The 15,632-nt window shown below is 53.3% G+C and carries 7 protein-coding genes and 1 pseudogene; 3 read left to right on the top strand and 5 right to left on the bottom strand.

What is annotated here, in order from left to right; genetic code table 11:
* Positions 1 to 61 precede the first annotated feature (61 nt).
* Complete coding sequence (locus GJA_RS11550; protein WP_038492279.1) at positions 62 to 1,855, top strand: ATP-dependent nuclease; 1,794 nt, start codon at positions 62 to 64, stop codon at positions 1,853 to 1,855.
* A gap of 314 nt (positions 1,856 to 2,169) precedes the next feature.
* On the opposite strand, the gene GJA_RS28700 is transcribed toward GJA_RS11550, so the two are convergent.
* From GJA_RS28700 to GJA_RS27980, 5 genes and pseudogenes are all read right to left on the bottom strand, one after another.
* On the bottom strand, positions 2,170 to 2,439 hold the full coding sequence (locus tag GJA_RS28700) for a DegT/DnrJ/EryC1/StrS family aminotransferase (RefSeq protein WP_038492275.1): 270 nt from the start codon (positions 2,437 to 2,439) through the stop codon (positions 2,170 to 2,172).
* Between the two features lie 720 nt (positions 2,440 to 3,159).
* Complete coding sequence (locus GJA_RS11540; RefSeq protein WP_051780690.1) at positions 3,160 to 4,644, bottom strand: glyoxalase superfamily protein; 1,485 nt, start codon at positions 4,642 to 4,644, stop codon at positions 3,160 to 3,162.
* Positions 4,645 to 4,935: 291 nt separating this feature from the next.
* Positions 4,936 to 6,192, bottom strand: a complete 1,257-nt coding sequence (locus tag GJA_RS11535; protein WP_167541102.1) for a tyrosine-type recombinase/integrase — start codon at positions 6,190 to 6,192, stop codon at positions 4,936 to 4,938.
* Positions 6,189 to 6,719 carry a hypothetical protein gene (locus GJA_RS27790; RefSeq protein WP_167541101.1) on the bottom strand — a complete coding sequence of 177 codons (531 nt, stop codon included), beginning with the start codon at positions 6,717 to 6,719 and terminating at the stop codon, positions 6,189 to 6,191. The genes GJA_RS11535 and GJA_RS27790 overlap by 4 nt, the downstream gene beginning before the upstream one ends.
* A gap of 683 nt (positions 6,720 to 7,402) precedes the next feature.
* Positions 7,403 to 7,585 (bottom strand): annotated as a pseudogene (locus GJA_RS27980) (transposase); the annotation flags it as partial.
* A gap of 609 nt (positions 7,586 to 8,194) precedes the next feature.
* On the opposite strand from GJA_RS27980, the gene GJA_RS11515 reads away from it, so the two are divergent.
* Positions 8,195 to 12,565 carry an ATP-binding protein gene (locus tag GJA_RS11515; RefSeq protein ID WP_051780688.1) on the top strand — a complete coding sequence of 1,457 codons (4,371 nt, stop codon included), beginning with the start codon at positions 8,195 to 8,197 and terminating at the stop codon, positions 12,563 to 12,565.
* A complete protein-coding gene (locus GJA_RS11510) occupies positions 12,562 to 13,992 on the top strand; it encodes a hypothetical protein (RefSeq protein WP_051780685.1) in 1,431 nt (476 codons plus the stop codon). The genes GJA_RS11515 and GJA_RS11510 overlap by 4 nt, the downstream gene beginning before the upstream one ends.
* The last annotated feature ends 1,640 nt before the right edge of the window (positions 13,993 to 15,632 follow it).

Genomic DNA, 15,632 nt, shown 5'->3' with positions numbered 1-15,632 from the left:
AGTTATTATGTTCGGCAGCAAATTGTCAATAATGCAAGTATCTTTCACGATAAGGAATAACATGCATTCCCTGAGCTACATACGAATTAAAAACTACCGCGCTTGCAAGGAAGTAGAGCTGCCACTTGAAGGATTTACGCCCTTGGTAGGCCAAAACAACACTGGCAAGTCAAGCATACTAGATGCGATAAAGTGGGTGTTGAAGCCAGGAGCGCTAGCTGAAACCGATTTCTTGGATGCGAGTCAGCCTGTAGAAGTGTGTGCTCGGATTGATGGAATTAGCCAGGCAATTATCGACCTTTTACCCGAACAGAAGCACCGGACAGCCATATCACCGTACTGTAATGGCGGCCGCCTTTGGATTCGGGCAAGTGCCACAGGCACGGGCGCTAAGGCGTGGAAAGCTGAGGTTTATGACTTCGACAGTTACACAGGCACTGGCGTGCCTGTGAATTGGCGAGACTATCCTACTGGCTTGCCTCAAGCGGTGTCGGCATTGCTTCCAGAGCCACTGCATATTGAAGCGATGGATGACATTGGAGAGGATTTAGGTAAGGCAAAGGCTGGCACGACAATTAAGGCATTACTTGATGAGATCATGGCCCCGATTCTCAAGACTCATGTTGCGTTGAACGAAGCTATGACAACCGTGAGAGGAATTCTCACTGCAAAGGGGGCCAACAGATCAGAGCATCTGAAGGATTTCGACACCGGCGTTACTACTGCTCTGGAGCCATTTTTTCCTGGTTTAGCTCTCGATTTAGATCTCCAAATTGTTGATATCAAAGAGTTCTTTAAGGCTGGAGACCTTCATGTGACAGATAAAATCACTGGGGACCGCCGTAAATTCGATCAAATCGGGACGGGGGCGCAAAGGGCCATTCAAATGGCATTGATTCGCTACTTGGCAAGGGTTAAAACGGCGGATCCCGCTACATCAGCCCGCCGCGTACTTTTAATTGACGAACCCGAACTGTACTTGCATCCGCAAGGGGTCCGCAGGTTACGGCAAGCGCTTTTTGAGCTGTCGAAGGCAGGTTTTCAAGTTGTCTTTTCCACACATTCACCGTTGATGCTAAGCAGAGAAAACGCATCAGACACCGTAATTGTTGGCAAGACGAAAGATCAAGGGACAACGGCTCGCATTCCACTCCGGGCTGCAGTGCAATCAGCGTTAGATGATGCTGAGTCTCAGTCAAGAACACTCTTTGAGCTTGGCAATGTAGCTGAAATATATTTTTCCGAACGAGTAGTTTTATGCGAAGGTAAAACTGATCGGCGTCTACTGCCGCTTGCCTATGAACGACTATTTGGCGTGGCTCCTGAACTGCATCAAATCACATTTGTCTCAATGGGGGCTTGCTCGGATATTCCCAAAGCGATGCCAGTTTTAGCCGCGATGGGAATCAAGGCATGTGCCATTGTTGACTTGGATTTTGCCTTTGTTGATGCTCGTAAAGGCAATGCCTCGCTGTTGCCAAAGGATCGCGCAGATGTGCAAAACACGAAGGATGCATTGAAACGAATGCAGGAAGTTCACAAGTTCCATTTGGGCGATAATGGACTGCCAGCAAAAGATAAAAAATCAAACTGGCAAGCAGCAGACACATGGGCGCTGTGGGCACAAGATGACGTCGGTAAGGGCATCGCAACGAGTGTTCATGATGAACTGAAGACGTTGGGAATTTGGATGTGGCCAAACGGCTGCATTGAGCAGGTAACCCGGTATGATCAGAAAGGGGAGGACGCGATAATTGCTCAGGAAGCGGAATTACGCGAGTTGGACGCAGCTGAGTTAGACTTGAAAATGCCTGAATTCAAAAAGTGCTTTGACTGGATTAAGGCTGTTAATTGACGACCCATGCCGTTAACGCCGCCCGTTGATCGTTCACCATTGCCAGCATCGTCCAGTCTCAGATCGTTCTCGGCCCACTAGCTGAGTTCGGCGCTCCGGTGCCCTAGACTTTTGACCCGCCCCCCTCAGTTGCGGCGTGTACAACCAATTGGGCGCGCAGCTCCTCGACATTACCATTCCATTCGGCCTCAGCCTCGCGTGCCTTGGCGGCCATCGCGCGAGCTTTCTGAGCTTCGTCCTTTGCAGCGCCCATCTCGGCCGAGGCTAGGAGTGGCGCCGATGAACTACAAAGTGGAATTCTCCAAATAAATCAATTAGTTAAGTATCTTTCTGCGAAAAAAACCGTAATCCCGGCCGACCCTCGAATTATGGCATATCTTACAATCCATTTTGTTGTTTGGAAATTTTAGCCTGACCTGATCGCGCGTGACCAGATCGCAATCGACGAAGACCGGACGCGTCCCCACCTTGACGATCATGTTCATCGTCGGAAAGAAGCTTTGCGTCGATGTAATGACTTCGTCGCCAGGACCGATGCCGCAGGTGAGCAATGCGAGCTCCATTGCGCCCGTAGCGGACGTCATGTGTTCATGAACACGGGATTTCGTGGGATCGGCGTGAAAGTCGCCTCAAATGTCAAAGAAGCGTTGGAGCTTATTGATACTCAACATTATCAAAATGATACATAAAAAATCCATGACACACAGGTAAGGAAACTGCCTCTGGCTAATTTTGAACAGATATCAATTCACTCATTCCGAATGATCTTTTGCCAGGGGAGCAGGGATGGCAGCACCATTGCGATACCCTTGCTGACGGAAATTTTCAAGCAAAAACAATTCGCGCTGTCGTTAGCCTCGACCGAAATGCCGCACTCGTCCGTGTGACAGGTCTCCCGTACACGAGCGAATAGTTTGCCGCGATGCGCCATGTCCATAGTGGCTGACATGCAACGTTGGTTTCCTACCCAAATGGGCGCACCGCAAGGCCGAGAGAATCAGCGTTCGATTCGCAGTTTGGTAGCCAATAGCCTAGTCGGTGCTCAAATCTTCCTGCTTTTTATAAAAATTGTTTTCCGAAGCCTAGACGGAAAATTTAGGCATGTTTGCTGTATATCTTTCTCGACAGCGTATGCCAAGATTGCCCCGGACACTAATCGATTTTTTGAATGAGCACCTAAATCTTCCCACATTGCAATGATGTCATGACTGAAATTGATAAGGGAGTGCAGACAATACAGGAGATACGCTAACCCCAAAGGTCCTGGAAGGAAGAAAGGGGAAAAGCTCCCCTTTCGCCTTGCGCTACCTCTCCGCGTCGAAAAGCCGTGCGAGACGCTTTATCGTTCGCTGTCCAATCCCGGCATCGCTTGCGACGGCGATATCAATTTCACCACTGTCGACCAACGCCTTGAACTGATCTTCAATTCGTATCGTTCGGTGTCTAGCCACGAAGTCAAAAACGTGGCCGGCATTGTCGATGTGAACGTCTTCGACACCGATATAAACGTCCGTCAAAATTTCCGTCCCCTCTGAAGTCTGCATGGGCGCAACCACAACAGCAGCGAGCAGCCAGGGTAACAGTGATGGGCTGCGGCCATTTGCTGCCACAGTGCACATGGCGAGTTCTTCGACGGTTGCTGCGTAGGTACAGGCGATGAACAAGGAATCGTCGACAAACCGGGCCAGCACCTCGGGTTTGGTATAGCGTGGATCGATCAAGAACCGCCTGTATCCTTGAGCATATGCACTTTCGATCGATGCAAGAAAAGGTAGCTGACTTACGGCCGCCGGTACTTGATCGAACTTGCTCATCGTGCTGCGGTGTCGCGGCAAAATGCGCGCTGCCAAGCCCAGATGCTCCGTCAAGGCAAGGACAGCCTCACCAATTTTGGTACCATGATTCTCGACGTCCTCTATAGATCCCAGCGCAATGATGCCTCGATTTTTCTTCGTAAACACTGCCTTTAGCTGGTCTGCCACCGGCTTTGGAAGGGCGCTCGTATCTGTCACTGTAGCCCCCTTGATCGGTTGGCTGTACTGGCGAACGAGGCCAGGCTGAAGATTGCCGTCGTCTCCTACAGTGCCGACCAAATTTTCGTGAAGGTCGTCGTCCCCCTTGTTAAGCAACATTACGGTTGCGTCGGCGCCTACCATTGCAGGCAACAGCGTGTCGAACAGGATCGCTACCCGATGACCGGAACTCTCGGCCCGAATGCAGGCCATCTCGACCCGGTCACTCGCTTCGCGCCACGACTGCTGATCGAGTTCGATCGGCCCAAGCACGACCAATGTACCGCTAGGGACTCGTTCCAGTCCACCCGACCAGAGTCCGTCGTCACCGAGGTTAATGGCGGCGTCATGTTCCATGCCGGCGCGTTCGGCATAGAACACAGCGCCGTCCGTCGCCTCCTGGTACCGCTCCACCAACGCATCGATTGCCGTCTGCGTCGTTGTGATATATACCCCGGCTTCAGGGCCTGCTGGCCAGATATAGGGTGTCGAGGCATTTCTCAGGTCAGCAGGTGGAAGTAGCAACTGCAGTAGTTCAGTAGAACTGGCTTCGTGATTGTATTTATTAGCAAGCCGATAGGCCAGGCGAGCTGTAGCTGAAAGGTCAAGTTCTTGTGCTTGAACGCGCTGGGGGAATGCCTGGACTTCAGGCCAATTTCGCAGTCCGACGAGCGAAGCGCTGAGGTCCAGTGCCTGGCCGTGTCCGATCTCGACGGCGGCGTCCTCTAAAAGGGCGCGCAGGCGCACCGCCAACTGCTTGAGCTGTTGAGTATTCATGGTTTCTCCACGGGCGGTGTTTCCGGTGCACGCTTTGCGGGCCGCCCATAGTTAAAAACCACGATATGGAAGGATTCTGGGTATACCCCGTCTTTGTCGTACCCTCTCAGGCGCGTGCGGCAGGTGACGGTAACCAGCTAGAATTATAGCCCTGATATGAATGCACGGCTACCAACTATAAAACACACCTGGCGATTACATTCCAAATAACCATGGGAGCGGCATCTGGCGGACGGCAACACTAGCGAGCAGACCTTGACTAAGTAAAAATGCTCAGGCTAAGCAAGATAGCTAAACGACGGAGGACATATCGGTTGCCAGTAAGCCGGGCACTATTCGGTTAGTTGACCGTATCAAATCCAAGGCATCTTGTTCTGTATATACCATCGTGGTAGTCAAGTCACTATGTCCTAGCAAGGAGGCTACATGTCGAATGTCTTGGCCAGTCAGTAACGCTGCCTTCGCAAAGGTATGTCTCAGCCAATGTGGAGATACTTGACGTAATAGAATTGACCGTTCAATGTCGCCAACAGATTCCAGAAAAGCTGCGGCCTCACCAAGGCGTTTCTTCACAATGTGGTATAGGCCATGTCGCGTTGTTACAGGTAGCCAAGCCTGAAAATAGCGCCGTGACTGCACGTCTTTGATTGCGCTACCGCCTGATAGCACAGCGGTCCTATTCGTTCGCGTTGACAGTAATAATGCGCTGTTCTCGGCTGTATCAGGGTGTGCCGCCATCCCAAAGGCTTCGCGATAGATTTCGAGTGCCTCAAGCACCGAGCGGGGCACTGGTATCTTTCGTTCTTTTTGGCCCTTTGCAGTTTCTTCACGAACCACCATGACCCAATAGGTTTTTCCATCCTGCGGATCGGATAGACGATAAAAGGCAGACATCGTGGCCTTAACCAGCTCGCTCGTGCGAAGACCCAACTCCCTCAGTGCAATAAAGATGAATCGGTCGCGGGCATACGCCTGGCGCCGGCTAAAGGTGGGCTTTTCCTCGGCATCCATTGCTTCGAGCACGATGTCATACAGGTCGGGAGCTACAGCACGATTGGTATTCACTTTTCTGACCGAGCCAGCACCATGCAATCCCATTGGATTGATTTGAATGTAGCCCATCTCTCGCCAGGCCCGAAACATCGCATGGATACATCGCTGGATGTCAGAACGGCTACTCTTAGACGGTCGCGTGCGGAAGGGCGTATGCCCGTCTTCGTCAGACCGTGCGTATCGCAAAGTTTCAGCATCCTGCGCGCACAAGGCGCTTTCAGGCAAATCGTTGAGGAATGCGAAAAATGTCTCGACGTCCTGGGCAGCCCAGCGAGAGGGTGGTACCAAGTGCACGTTTTCACAGAACCAGCGCAGTTTTGCCAGATGATAGCCGTAGGTCGCCACAGTCTCCGGGGAATTTCGCCGGCCGCGGCTGGCAATGGCGCGAAGCCATACCTGGGCTGCTTCCCAGTCGTCTTCCACTGGTCCCAGTCCATGAGAAACGGGCAGGGCGGTTGATAATGTGGCCGAATCCAAGACACGAATTTCGTTCACGGTAATGTGTCCTTGGAGAGAGAAGATGGAATAGATGCGCCATGACGATATGCTTGCTGTCGAAACGTTTCCAGAAGCAACAAATCCTTTTGGCGCTGCGCCTCGATCGCAGCGTAGCGCTCCTTCCATGCCCGAGCTTCGCTTCGTGCTTCATCGATCGATTGCAATGCGAAGGTACGTATGTCGGACACTTCACCGGTCAGTTTCACCACGGTCACCAGATGCTGACTCAATACTCGAGCGGAGCCTTCAGCTTCCTGCGTTTGCGCCTGTATAGCTTGGTGCGCGACTTTCAGTTCAGCTGTCAGCCGCGCGCAGCTGACGCGCAGATCACGAACCTGTACCTCAGCTTCCCGTAATCTCGATGCGTAGAAATTGACCTGCGCCAGGTCTGCCTGGCCGGTACCGCGAGTAACCCTCAACAATGTCGATTCGATCACCTCTGCGACCACTGCTCGCAGGGATCCGGAATCGTCGAGCGGCCGCGGCGCGTCTCGCTCGTCAAGAGTAGCCACGGTGGTGGGCATCGAAGCGACTTCATTGGCCAGCGCCTGCTTCTCTGCAGCGAGCGTACTGGTTGAAGGGCGCCGATCCTGCGCGTAGGCGCTCAGTAGGCGATGGTAAATGGCAGGGCTATATAAAAATTGCCCGTAATTTCCTGCACGGCGCGCAGAAAGGCACGCACAAAAGAGCGGTGATTGCGCGGGTCAAGTGGAAAGAGCGCCTGAAGCTCGGCCGTTCGCAAGGAAAGCGCACGGGCTTGCGCGTCTGTAAGGGAGAAGGCAGGCCTAGACATGGTGGCATTTCAAGATAATCTACGAGTACGATAACAGTCATAAATATAACTGTCAAATATCACTGCTTACCTTAGCACGCATTAAGGTAAGTTAAAATTACAAAGGAATTCTGGATTTAAGACTTGTTTTTTTGATGAAAAATGAGTAACAATTGTGGACAAACAATAAAGTCTGACAATAAATAATAAAGTCTGACAAAGGCCGCCTGGCGTGGCTTTTGGCCCTGGCAGCGGCTTTCAAGCGGTGTGTTTCCTTCCTCATGTCAATCAAAGAATAAGGTCTGCCCAGGCACAGCAGGCGTACTTCTGGGCCTGCCAGTGCCCTAGACCCATCAGGGCATAATTTCCGATTTGTGTAATGGTGTCCCTAGACGTGGTGTATGAGATGTGATTCTCAAGGGGCTGGGTCCCTGGTCAGTTGATCACGGCAGAGAGCCGTGCAGACTGATTTCCGCTCATGGATTGCAATCCTTTAAGCTGCATGTATCGCGACTGCAGCGACCACTCGTCGTTTTGTTCGAGCATCATGGCGCCGACGAGTCGGATAATGGCCTGGTCATTGGGGAAGATACCGATGACGTTGGTGCGTCGCTTTATGCGGTCATAGCAGGAGAGAAAACAGCCCGGGGCGAACGATTGACAGTGGAAGCTATTGATGGCATTAGAGCATGATACATCAGCTGCACCGGGCTGCATTTAACGCAAGTGCTAAAATCTAACATGGTAAATTCATCATTCCCACCCAATCCTGAAACAACCGTTTCCAGCGGCGGTGCAGCGGCCGCTGGCGGGCTGCGCTTTCAGGCGCAGCTCGGCGCCTATTTTGCCCTTGGTATCATTAACCCGCGCGCGATCGACCCCGTACTGGGACTAGGGAATACTGCTCCGCTCTGGATGCGATTCGAGTCCGAAGCGCCTGTAGACGATATTCTGGTCGCAACGTCTGTAGGCGGTTTCGTTGCCGTTCAGGCCAAGACCTCTGTCAACCTTTCGGCCGCGCCAAATGGCGGGTTAGCAAAGACAGTGCAACAATTTGTGCGACATTGGCTCGTATGCCGAGACGGAGATGGCTCGCAAGCGTGGAACCGCCCGCTGGCCCCAGACCGAGATCGGCTCGTTCTCGCGGTAGGCCCAGGCACCCCGGCATCTGTTCGTAGCGATTTGCCAGCAGCCCTTCGGTTACGGCTTCAACCTGGATCTGCTGCCTTGACCCGAGACCAAGAGCATGCATTTCGGGTATTTGAAAAGTGCGCCGAGCTGGCGTGGACTGGAACGACTTCCGAGCCTTGGAACCCAGAATACGTTAACGAACTTGCTCGCCTTGTCGTCGTTTGGACGTTTGATCCCGATGGTGCAGACTCGAGGGTAATGGTAACCATCGCGGAGATGGTCGCAGCACCCGGTCAGTCACGTGCGCTTTTAGCTGCTTTGCTCAACCTTTGTAGTCGTTGGATGGCTGAACGAGGTGGTGCCGATTCGGGGCGGCTACGACTCGCGTTGATGCAAGAGCATGTGTCACTAGCTGCGCCGCCGCTCTTCACCGAAGATATTGGCGTTCTTCAAAAGCATTCTCGCGAGATCGCTCAAGAATTGGAACGATACGAGTCTATCGACTGGGCAGCAGGAAATATTAAAGTTGCACGTGAGTGCCAAGGCGCGGTTCTATTGGCGGCAGAGCAGCAGTCGGTATTGCTTATTGGCGAGCCTGGGGCTGGCAAGAGCGCGGTTATCAATGCGCTAGCGAGAGAGCTTCGCCAAAAGGGTGATGTGATTGAGCTCGCTGTGGATCGCTACAACGTCGAGAGCCTAGATGATCTGCGTGTTGAACTTGGACTCCAAAACAGCCTTGTCAACGTAATCGAAGCTTGGGATGGACCGACCGACGGATGGCTGATCATCGATGCCCTTGATGCAACTCGGGGAGGACGGGGCGAAGGGGCCTTCCGCTCGCTGATTGAACGCGTTTTAGCGCTTAAAGGGCGTTGGAAGGTAGTCGCATCTATTAGAACTTTCGATTTACGAATGGGAATCAGGTTTCGTGAACTTTTTCCCGGACAGGCTCCCGATGCCGGATACCGTGACCCGACCTTTCCTAACGTGCGGCACGTGCTCGTCCCTGCATGGTCGGAGCACGAATTCAAGCAAGTACTGGTTCAGGCGCCGGAACTGGCCACCGCACTGGCTGGTGCACCCACGAAACTGCAACATCTAGCGGAGGTTCCCTTCAACACGCGGCTCATCTACGAGCTGCTTCAGAATGGAGTTGTCGCGGAAACCTTGCGGAGTTTAGGCAGTCAGGCACACCTCTTGCACCTATTTTGGGACTACAGAGTCCTTTCCCTTGGGGTAGGAGCGGAAGCATGTCTGCGCCAAGTCGTACAAACTATGCTCGATGCCCGAATGCTCCGTTCTACAGCACAGGCTGCAAGTGCTACGAACTCGCATGCGTTTGACGAGCTTTGCCACCGCGGCGTGCTGATCCGAGTCGAAAATGATCGTTATGTGCAATTTCGGCACCACCTACTGTTCGATTACGTTGCCTCTCGCCTGCTACTAGACCCAGATGCCATTACCTCTGGACGAATGAGGTTTCCGAAGGCCGAGGCGAAAGGGTTAATGCTAGCTCCAGCACTTGGATTCCTGCTGCAAGAGTTGTGGGCGAGCGAGACAGACCGCAGTCGCTATTGGACAGCTGTCGAGCAAATCATCGGCGATAAGGAAGGGGATCCTGTACTGCGAAGTGCGGCTGGTCGACTAAGTGCGGAACTCCCCGAGGTTTCAGAGGATTCCAGGTCTCTAGCCCAGCACGTGATGACAGGAGATGTGCGCGCTCTGACAGCACTCGGTCACGTTGTCGCAGCCCTGGCAGTTCGACTGGAGGACGATTCAGACGTCTTCTTCAACCCTTGGGTCACTTTGGCCGGGGCGATTGCGGATAACGTAGAGCGGGTGTCTCACATTCTACGATTCCTAACTCACTTGCTCGTAAATGCCGCCAAACCGCCGCAGCTAACGGTGGAGGTTGGCAAGGCCGCGCGTGCCTTGCTTCGTGACTCCATTACGCGCGAAGTGGTCGGGGGGCGTGCTGCATCTCTCATTCCACTAGTCGTCGCCACATTTTCGACCGACCCAACCGAGTCAACTACGCTACTCGACAAAGTCTTCGATCCAACGCGCGCTGCAACTCACCGGTGGGAAGACGTACCTGCGTTATGCAGGGAGATCAAAAAGCTTGCGCAGGTAGCACCCGGGTTTGTAGCTCAGGTTTATTCCAATACCTATGCTGGCAGCGTCAACTCCGACGTAGTGACTCGCCTGGGAGAGAGCAAAATCCTTTCCCTTACTTCAAACGCGGGGCAAGACTACAGCATGGCGCTGTACTCGCTGTCGGAGTACTTCCCAGACTTTCTATCTGGTCATCCAGCGGAAGCAGTCGATGCGCTGGTCGGCGCGGTCGATGCATATATCTCTAGGGAGCATGCAAATCTCGTAGGCGCCGAAGGCGAAGTCGTGCCAGTAAGCATTGACGGGAGAATATTGCGCCTCAAATCAGATGGAAGCCATATTTGGGCTCACGACCCCGACAGCCAATATGGTCAAGACGGCGAAGCTCTAATTGCGAAGTTCACCAAAGCGCTCATAGCCCTGCCTGAGACGGCTGCAGTCTCGGTGGCGAATTATATGCTCTCAAGAATTGAGTCGGCGATCTTTTGGGCAAGGCTCTTTCTTGCTGCCGTGCGCCGACAGGACAGTCTCGTCGATCTGCTGTGGCCTATCGCTGCAAGCGGATCTTGGCTGACACTCTCAGACACACGTAAAGACGCGATCGACGTGGTGGCCGCCGGATATTCGAAGCGCACGCCTGTCGAAAAGCAAGCTCTCGAACAGATGGCACTTACATTTGACACGAGTGGTTATATGGACCCAGTAGCGGCAAAAGAAGCCTTCCTAGGGCGGCTCTTCAACGCGGTAGGCGCTGATCAGCTCGTTACTAATGAGGCTCGAATGCATGTCACTTCCGGGCTCGAGGAAACTCATCAAAATAATGAGCGTATCTTCCGCGTCGATGTTCGCTCAATTGTGAGCGGCGCATTTGACTGGATTCGGAATCTTGACCGGTCGTTGCCGTGCAACGCTTCCATGATAACGGCAATTGAAGCGGCGAGAGATTACCTGGGCGAATCAGGGCAGCCGACAAAACACGAGGTAGAAACATCAAGGGTGTTCGATGTGTTGGAGCCGGTCGCGCAATGCCTCTTACCAAAGGAACTTAATATTGACCTCCGGCGAATGGGCGAAGGCATCATAGGTCAGGCCTGCGCCTTGCTCGCTGAGGGTGAGCGACTTGTTTGCAATGATGAGGAGAGCGATCCCGCTGACCGCTTCCTGAGCTTTCTGCGGATAGCCGTTGAGTCGGAAAACCCGACGGTGGACGATGAAACCGAAGCTCAATTCGAGAAATCTCAAGCATGGGGCTCGCCTGCCCCGCGCGTTGAGGCTGCAGTGGCAGCACTCGACGTATGTTTATCGCGCCCGGAACTATACGCTCGTCTGGGCGACGATATCGATCGCTTACTCGGTGATCAGCACCCCGCGACGCGCCTGCAAGCGGCGACTCACCTAATACGTATCTGGGACATCGACCGCGAGTCGTTTTGGACGCGTCTAGATGCGCGGTTCAGAAATGAGACCAACTTCGGCGTACTAAGCCATCTCGCCGATCTCTTGCGAAGAGTACTTCATGCCGACCATGATCGAACGGAGTCTCAACTTCTTGTTGCTCTGCAGCGCTTCGACGGTACAGTAAACCACGCCAGGATTGTTGAGCTGACGGCCGACATTGTCGCTATTTTGGCAATAACGTATTCGAGTGAAGCTGCAGTGGCTTTACAGTCTCGGTGGATCGGAGACCCTGTTTCGTATGTCAAGCCGCTGCGTAAGATCATCGCGACGCTTAGAGGAGCCATCGCACTTGGGCTTCGGCCCGGCGAACCGGACGACAGCAGCGTCCGTCACCGCGCGCAGGCAGTGTTGCACCAAATCGTACTGTCCGCGAACGGTGTGCTTATCAATTACGACCCTCGGGTCGAGGTGCCAACGGAACAGGTGGACGCGTTTCGCGCGTGTATGGATCTTTTGGATTCCGCAGGCTCGGAACTGTATTTCGCAACTGGGAGAGCAGGGGGAGAAATTGCGGGGCTGAGCAACGCTGCCTGCACAGCCTTCCTCGCTGAGACGGCGGAAACAATTGAACGCATCGGTGATCGTGCGTCACCACACACGATCTATTATCTTATGCAGTTGATCGAAATTCTTGCCCCTTATGACGCGGCGAAGGCCTTCGATCTCACCGTTCACGCAATCCGTTCTGGTGGCGTCGAAGGGGGCTACCATTTCGAGTCACTTGGCGCCGATTTGATGGTTCGAATGGTAGGTACCTTCCTAGCGGATAACAAGGAGATTTTCGAGAACGAAACACGCCGTAAGGCACTAGTTGATTGTCTTGAGATCTTTATGGACGCGGGATGGACTGCGGCGCGGCGCCTGCTGTACCGCTTGCCGGAGCTCATCCAGTGACGCGCGAGACCGACGAAGTAACTTTCGAGCGTGATCTCACCGAGTTGCTCACGAGATTCGATCGCTCACTCGAGAGCGACGCGCCCGGGCCCTACATTGGGGAGGCCGCTGGCGCCCCCAATGAGCATGTGACGCGCGTACATCTGCTCGACGAGTTTGTGGAGCTGCTTGGCTGGAAGCTTGGGCTTGGCGGTGATATGGCTGAAGAGGCCCGGCTGAGAAATGGCACTGTGACGCGCATGGACTACTTAGGCGTCGCGTCCGAGACGAACACGCCTGTCCTTCTTATTGAAGCAAAGGCCTGGGATAAGCCATTTATTACGCCTCGTGGAACGAATACCAATTACGAATTCTCGTCCCTCATTGCTCAAGCGATCAATCATTGGCGAAATGAGGGGGATCGGGCCACGTCGCCAGCGACAGCGGAATGGCATGACTATGTTGAGCAGGTCGGCGGCTACGTGTGTGGACTTCTTGACCGGTACGAACACGAGCTTCCGCGGGCGGTCTTAACAAGTGGACAGTGGTTAGTCGTTTTTAAGCGCCCCATCGCGACGTTTTGTCGCGAGGTGCCAAGCGCAACCGACATCGAAGTGTTTCGCAAGGTGGACTTCGTCAGGAGGGCAAGCGAGCTGTATGGCCTACTCTCCGCGGCAACACTTCGAGTTGAACTTCCGTTTCGCATTCGCGCGGCGCAGGTGCTCAACTACGTCGCTCCCGAGGCCGTCGTCGATTGCTTCCATGCGCTTCATCTCAGCTATGAAGCTAGCGGATCGCAGCTGTTTTCCCCTCGCCCGCGCATTCTGGTTTACCCGGCGCTTGTGCTTCGGAGCAATGACGGCGCGCTATTGACTGTTATCGAAGGCGCCGAACCGCTGGAGTTGTCCTACAACCGAGCGGTTGATGATATGAACCTTGCGCTAGAGCCTCACTTGACCCAGGTGGCAAATGCAGCCGAGGCTCTACTCAGGCGAGTCAACGAGTATCTCGGACGTGACGTACCGACCTCGAGCCTGGATGAGTTCCCTGGCTATCCGAGTAACTCAGGCGAAGTTGGCGTCAGAAGAAAATTATTAGTGCGGCGACATCCAACAGCATTAGACCACTGGTTGTTAATCACGGGGACAGCAACGCACTTTCTAAAGCTGGCACCCGAAGTCGCTTGCCGTTACCATCGTTGGAGGGAATGTCATGCAGACGGAGAGGGGGGAGAAACTGGAGCCATTTCCATGCCGCGCACTGGCAAGCCCAGGTCGTTCTTCATTGACGAACAACCACACCACTGCGCGCATCAGGGGATCCAAGATCGCAGAGAAGCGCGTTGTCAAATCCCTCTAATTGATGAACGTGTCTGCTGTAAGGCTTGCCTGTTTGAGACATTATGCTGGACGAGCACTCGGCGCCCACCATTACCCTGCGGCAGATAAGGACTTCCGGAAGGCGCGCCAGTTGGCCGGCCCATTGCGGCACAGACCTTTAACGTGCTGGCGTTGCAGTTATGAGGTGCGCCGAGAGGGAGCCATGGCCGACCAAGCTTCGACGCATTTGTGTCAAACTTTATTATTGCAAGAATCTAGGCACCAGCGTGAAAGTCGTCCTTTGTGTCAAACTTTATTTCGCTCGTCGGTACGAAGCTAAAGGGATAAGTCATTGATTTTTAATGGACCGTTGTGTCAGACTTTATTATTCGTCGACAACAATGGTGAGATTTTCTGTCACCAGAAAATCCTGCCACGCGGTCTTATGATCCTGTATAGCCCGGCTTTCTCTGGCCTTTAAAGAGGCCAACAATTTTAGTGACTTTCTTGCCTGAGACGCTGCCGGAAAGATGTGTGGGAAGTACGTCGCAATGTGGAATGAATCATTCCAGGGAGGCCGTTGGAAATGGAGCTTGCTCTTTGCTCTTGATAGGGGGATAAATCTATAATGCTTTTTCGCAGCGTAACTTTCCAGCCCGAAATCCAACTTCGAGCATACGGACGTGCTGCAAGAGAAGACGTCGAGTCGTCGAAGTCGGGAGAAGCATGCTAGACAGCGGCAACGCGTTGATTTAGCATCGGCCAGCTGCATGTATCTCATTTTTCCTTCGAGGCGCCGCTAGACTCAGGATTACACCTAAATTAGGGACTTACCCCATATTAGCTGTACAGCTAATATGGGGCATATCCGACCAAGCCATGGACTTTCACATAAATTGAGAACAATTCTAGTGTCTTTTTAGCGGCGATACAGCAGCATGGACAGGTACACAAAATATGAGGGGCCATCAGCGACTACCGGCTGTCACCTAGTATGGCGGGCAGAAGCTCGAGCGCAAGTAGATGCTTTTTACCTCGCAGCGATCACCGCCATCTCTGCGGTTGTCAAGACATGGTGGAAAGAACAAATTTAGTGACTTTCGTATCTTGGCGACAAAGCGGAGAAGCCGCGCGACATCTAGTGGTACCTTTTCGACGATTTCGCAAACACCCCATGATGATGTCGCAAAACACCCAGACTCATGTTGGCGTACTTTGATCTATACATACCGGGTAAGTCCAGAAAATGCGGTTTCGGCCATACCCGGTACGATTAGATCAATCAACCCGATACCTTTACATCAGAGCGTTCGTACTAATATCAGGACGATGAAAATCGCAGTGTTTCCTGTAGACAATTTAACATAATATAAATTATGCGAAATTATAAAATACCGTTACGGCCCATGTCCCCATGGACAAACCTTCCACACACGGCCAGTCGCCTCAGCATGTATCCCAATCGCAAACACGATTTCCAGTCGGGATCATCTCTTCTTGCCACCCAGTACTTAACCCATGCTCCTCATGGCCTTCATTAATGACCGGAGCTGAGTCTGGTCAATGGTATTCCCCAGGGATACCGGGGTATCGGCCTGCAGCGCTGTGCCGTAGTCTTGCAGCTGTGCACGGCTCTTGTCGCTGTCCTCCAGCATGTCTGACTTGAAGTTCTCATCAGTGTTTTCCCCCGGAATTGTTCATGCCTGCGTGGCCATCCGGGCACTTTGAAAGATCAGGCCGACAAGCTTGCCTTGCGCCACCAGCTGTGG

The sequence above is a fragment of the Janthinobacterium agaricidamnosum NBRC 102515 = DSM 9628 genome, assembly GCF_000723165.1.
Classification (GTDB): Bacteria; Pseudomonadota; Gammaproteobacteria; order Burkholderiales; family Burkholderiaceae_D; genus Janthinobacterium; species Janthinobacterium agaricidamnosum.
Note: the sequence above shows the minus strand (reverse complement) of the source record. Positions and strands in the feature narration are given on the sequence as shown.

Excerpts from the sequence above, each read along its gene's own strand:
- GJA_RS11550 (WP_038492279.1), top strand. The coding sequence starts at position 62 with ATGCATTCCCTGAGCTACATACGAATTAAAAACTACCGCGCTTGCAAG.
- GJA_RS28700 (WP_038492275.1), bottom strand. The coding sequence starts at position 2,439 with ATGACGTCCGCTACGGGCGCAATGGAGCTCGCATTGCTCACCTGCGGC.
- GJA_RS11540 (WP_051780690.1), bottom strand. The coding sequence starts at position 4,644 with ATGAATACTCAACAGCTCAAGCAGTTGGCGGTGCGCCTGCGCGCCCTT.
- GJA_RS27790 (WP_167541101.1), bottom strand. The coding sequence starts at position 6,719 with ATGCCCACCACCGTGGCTACTCTTGACGAGCGAGACGCGCCGCGGCCG.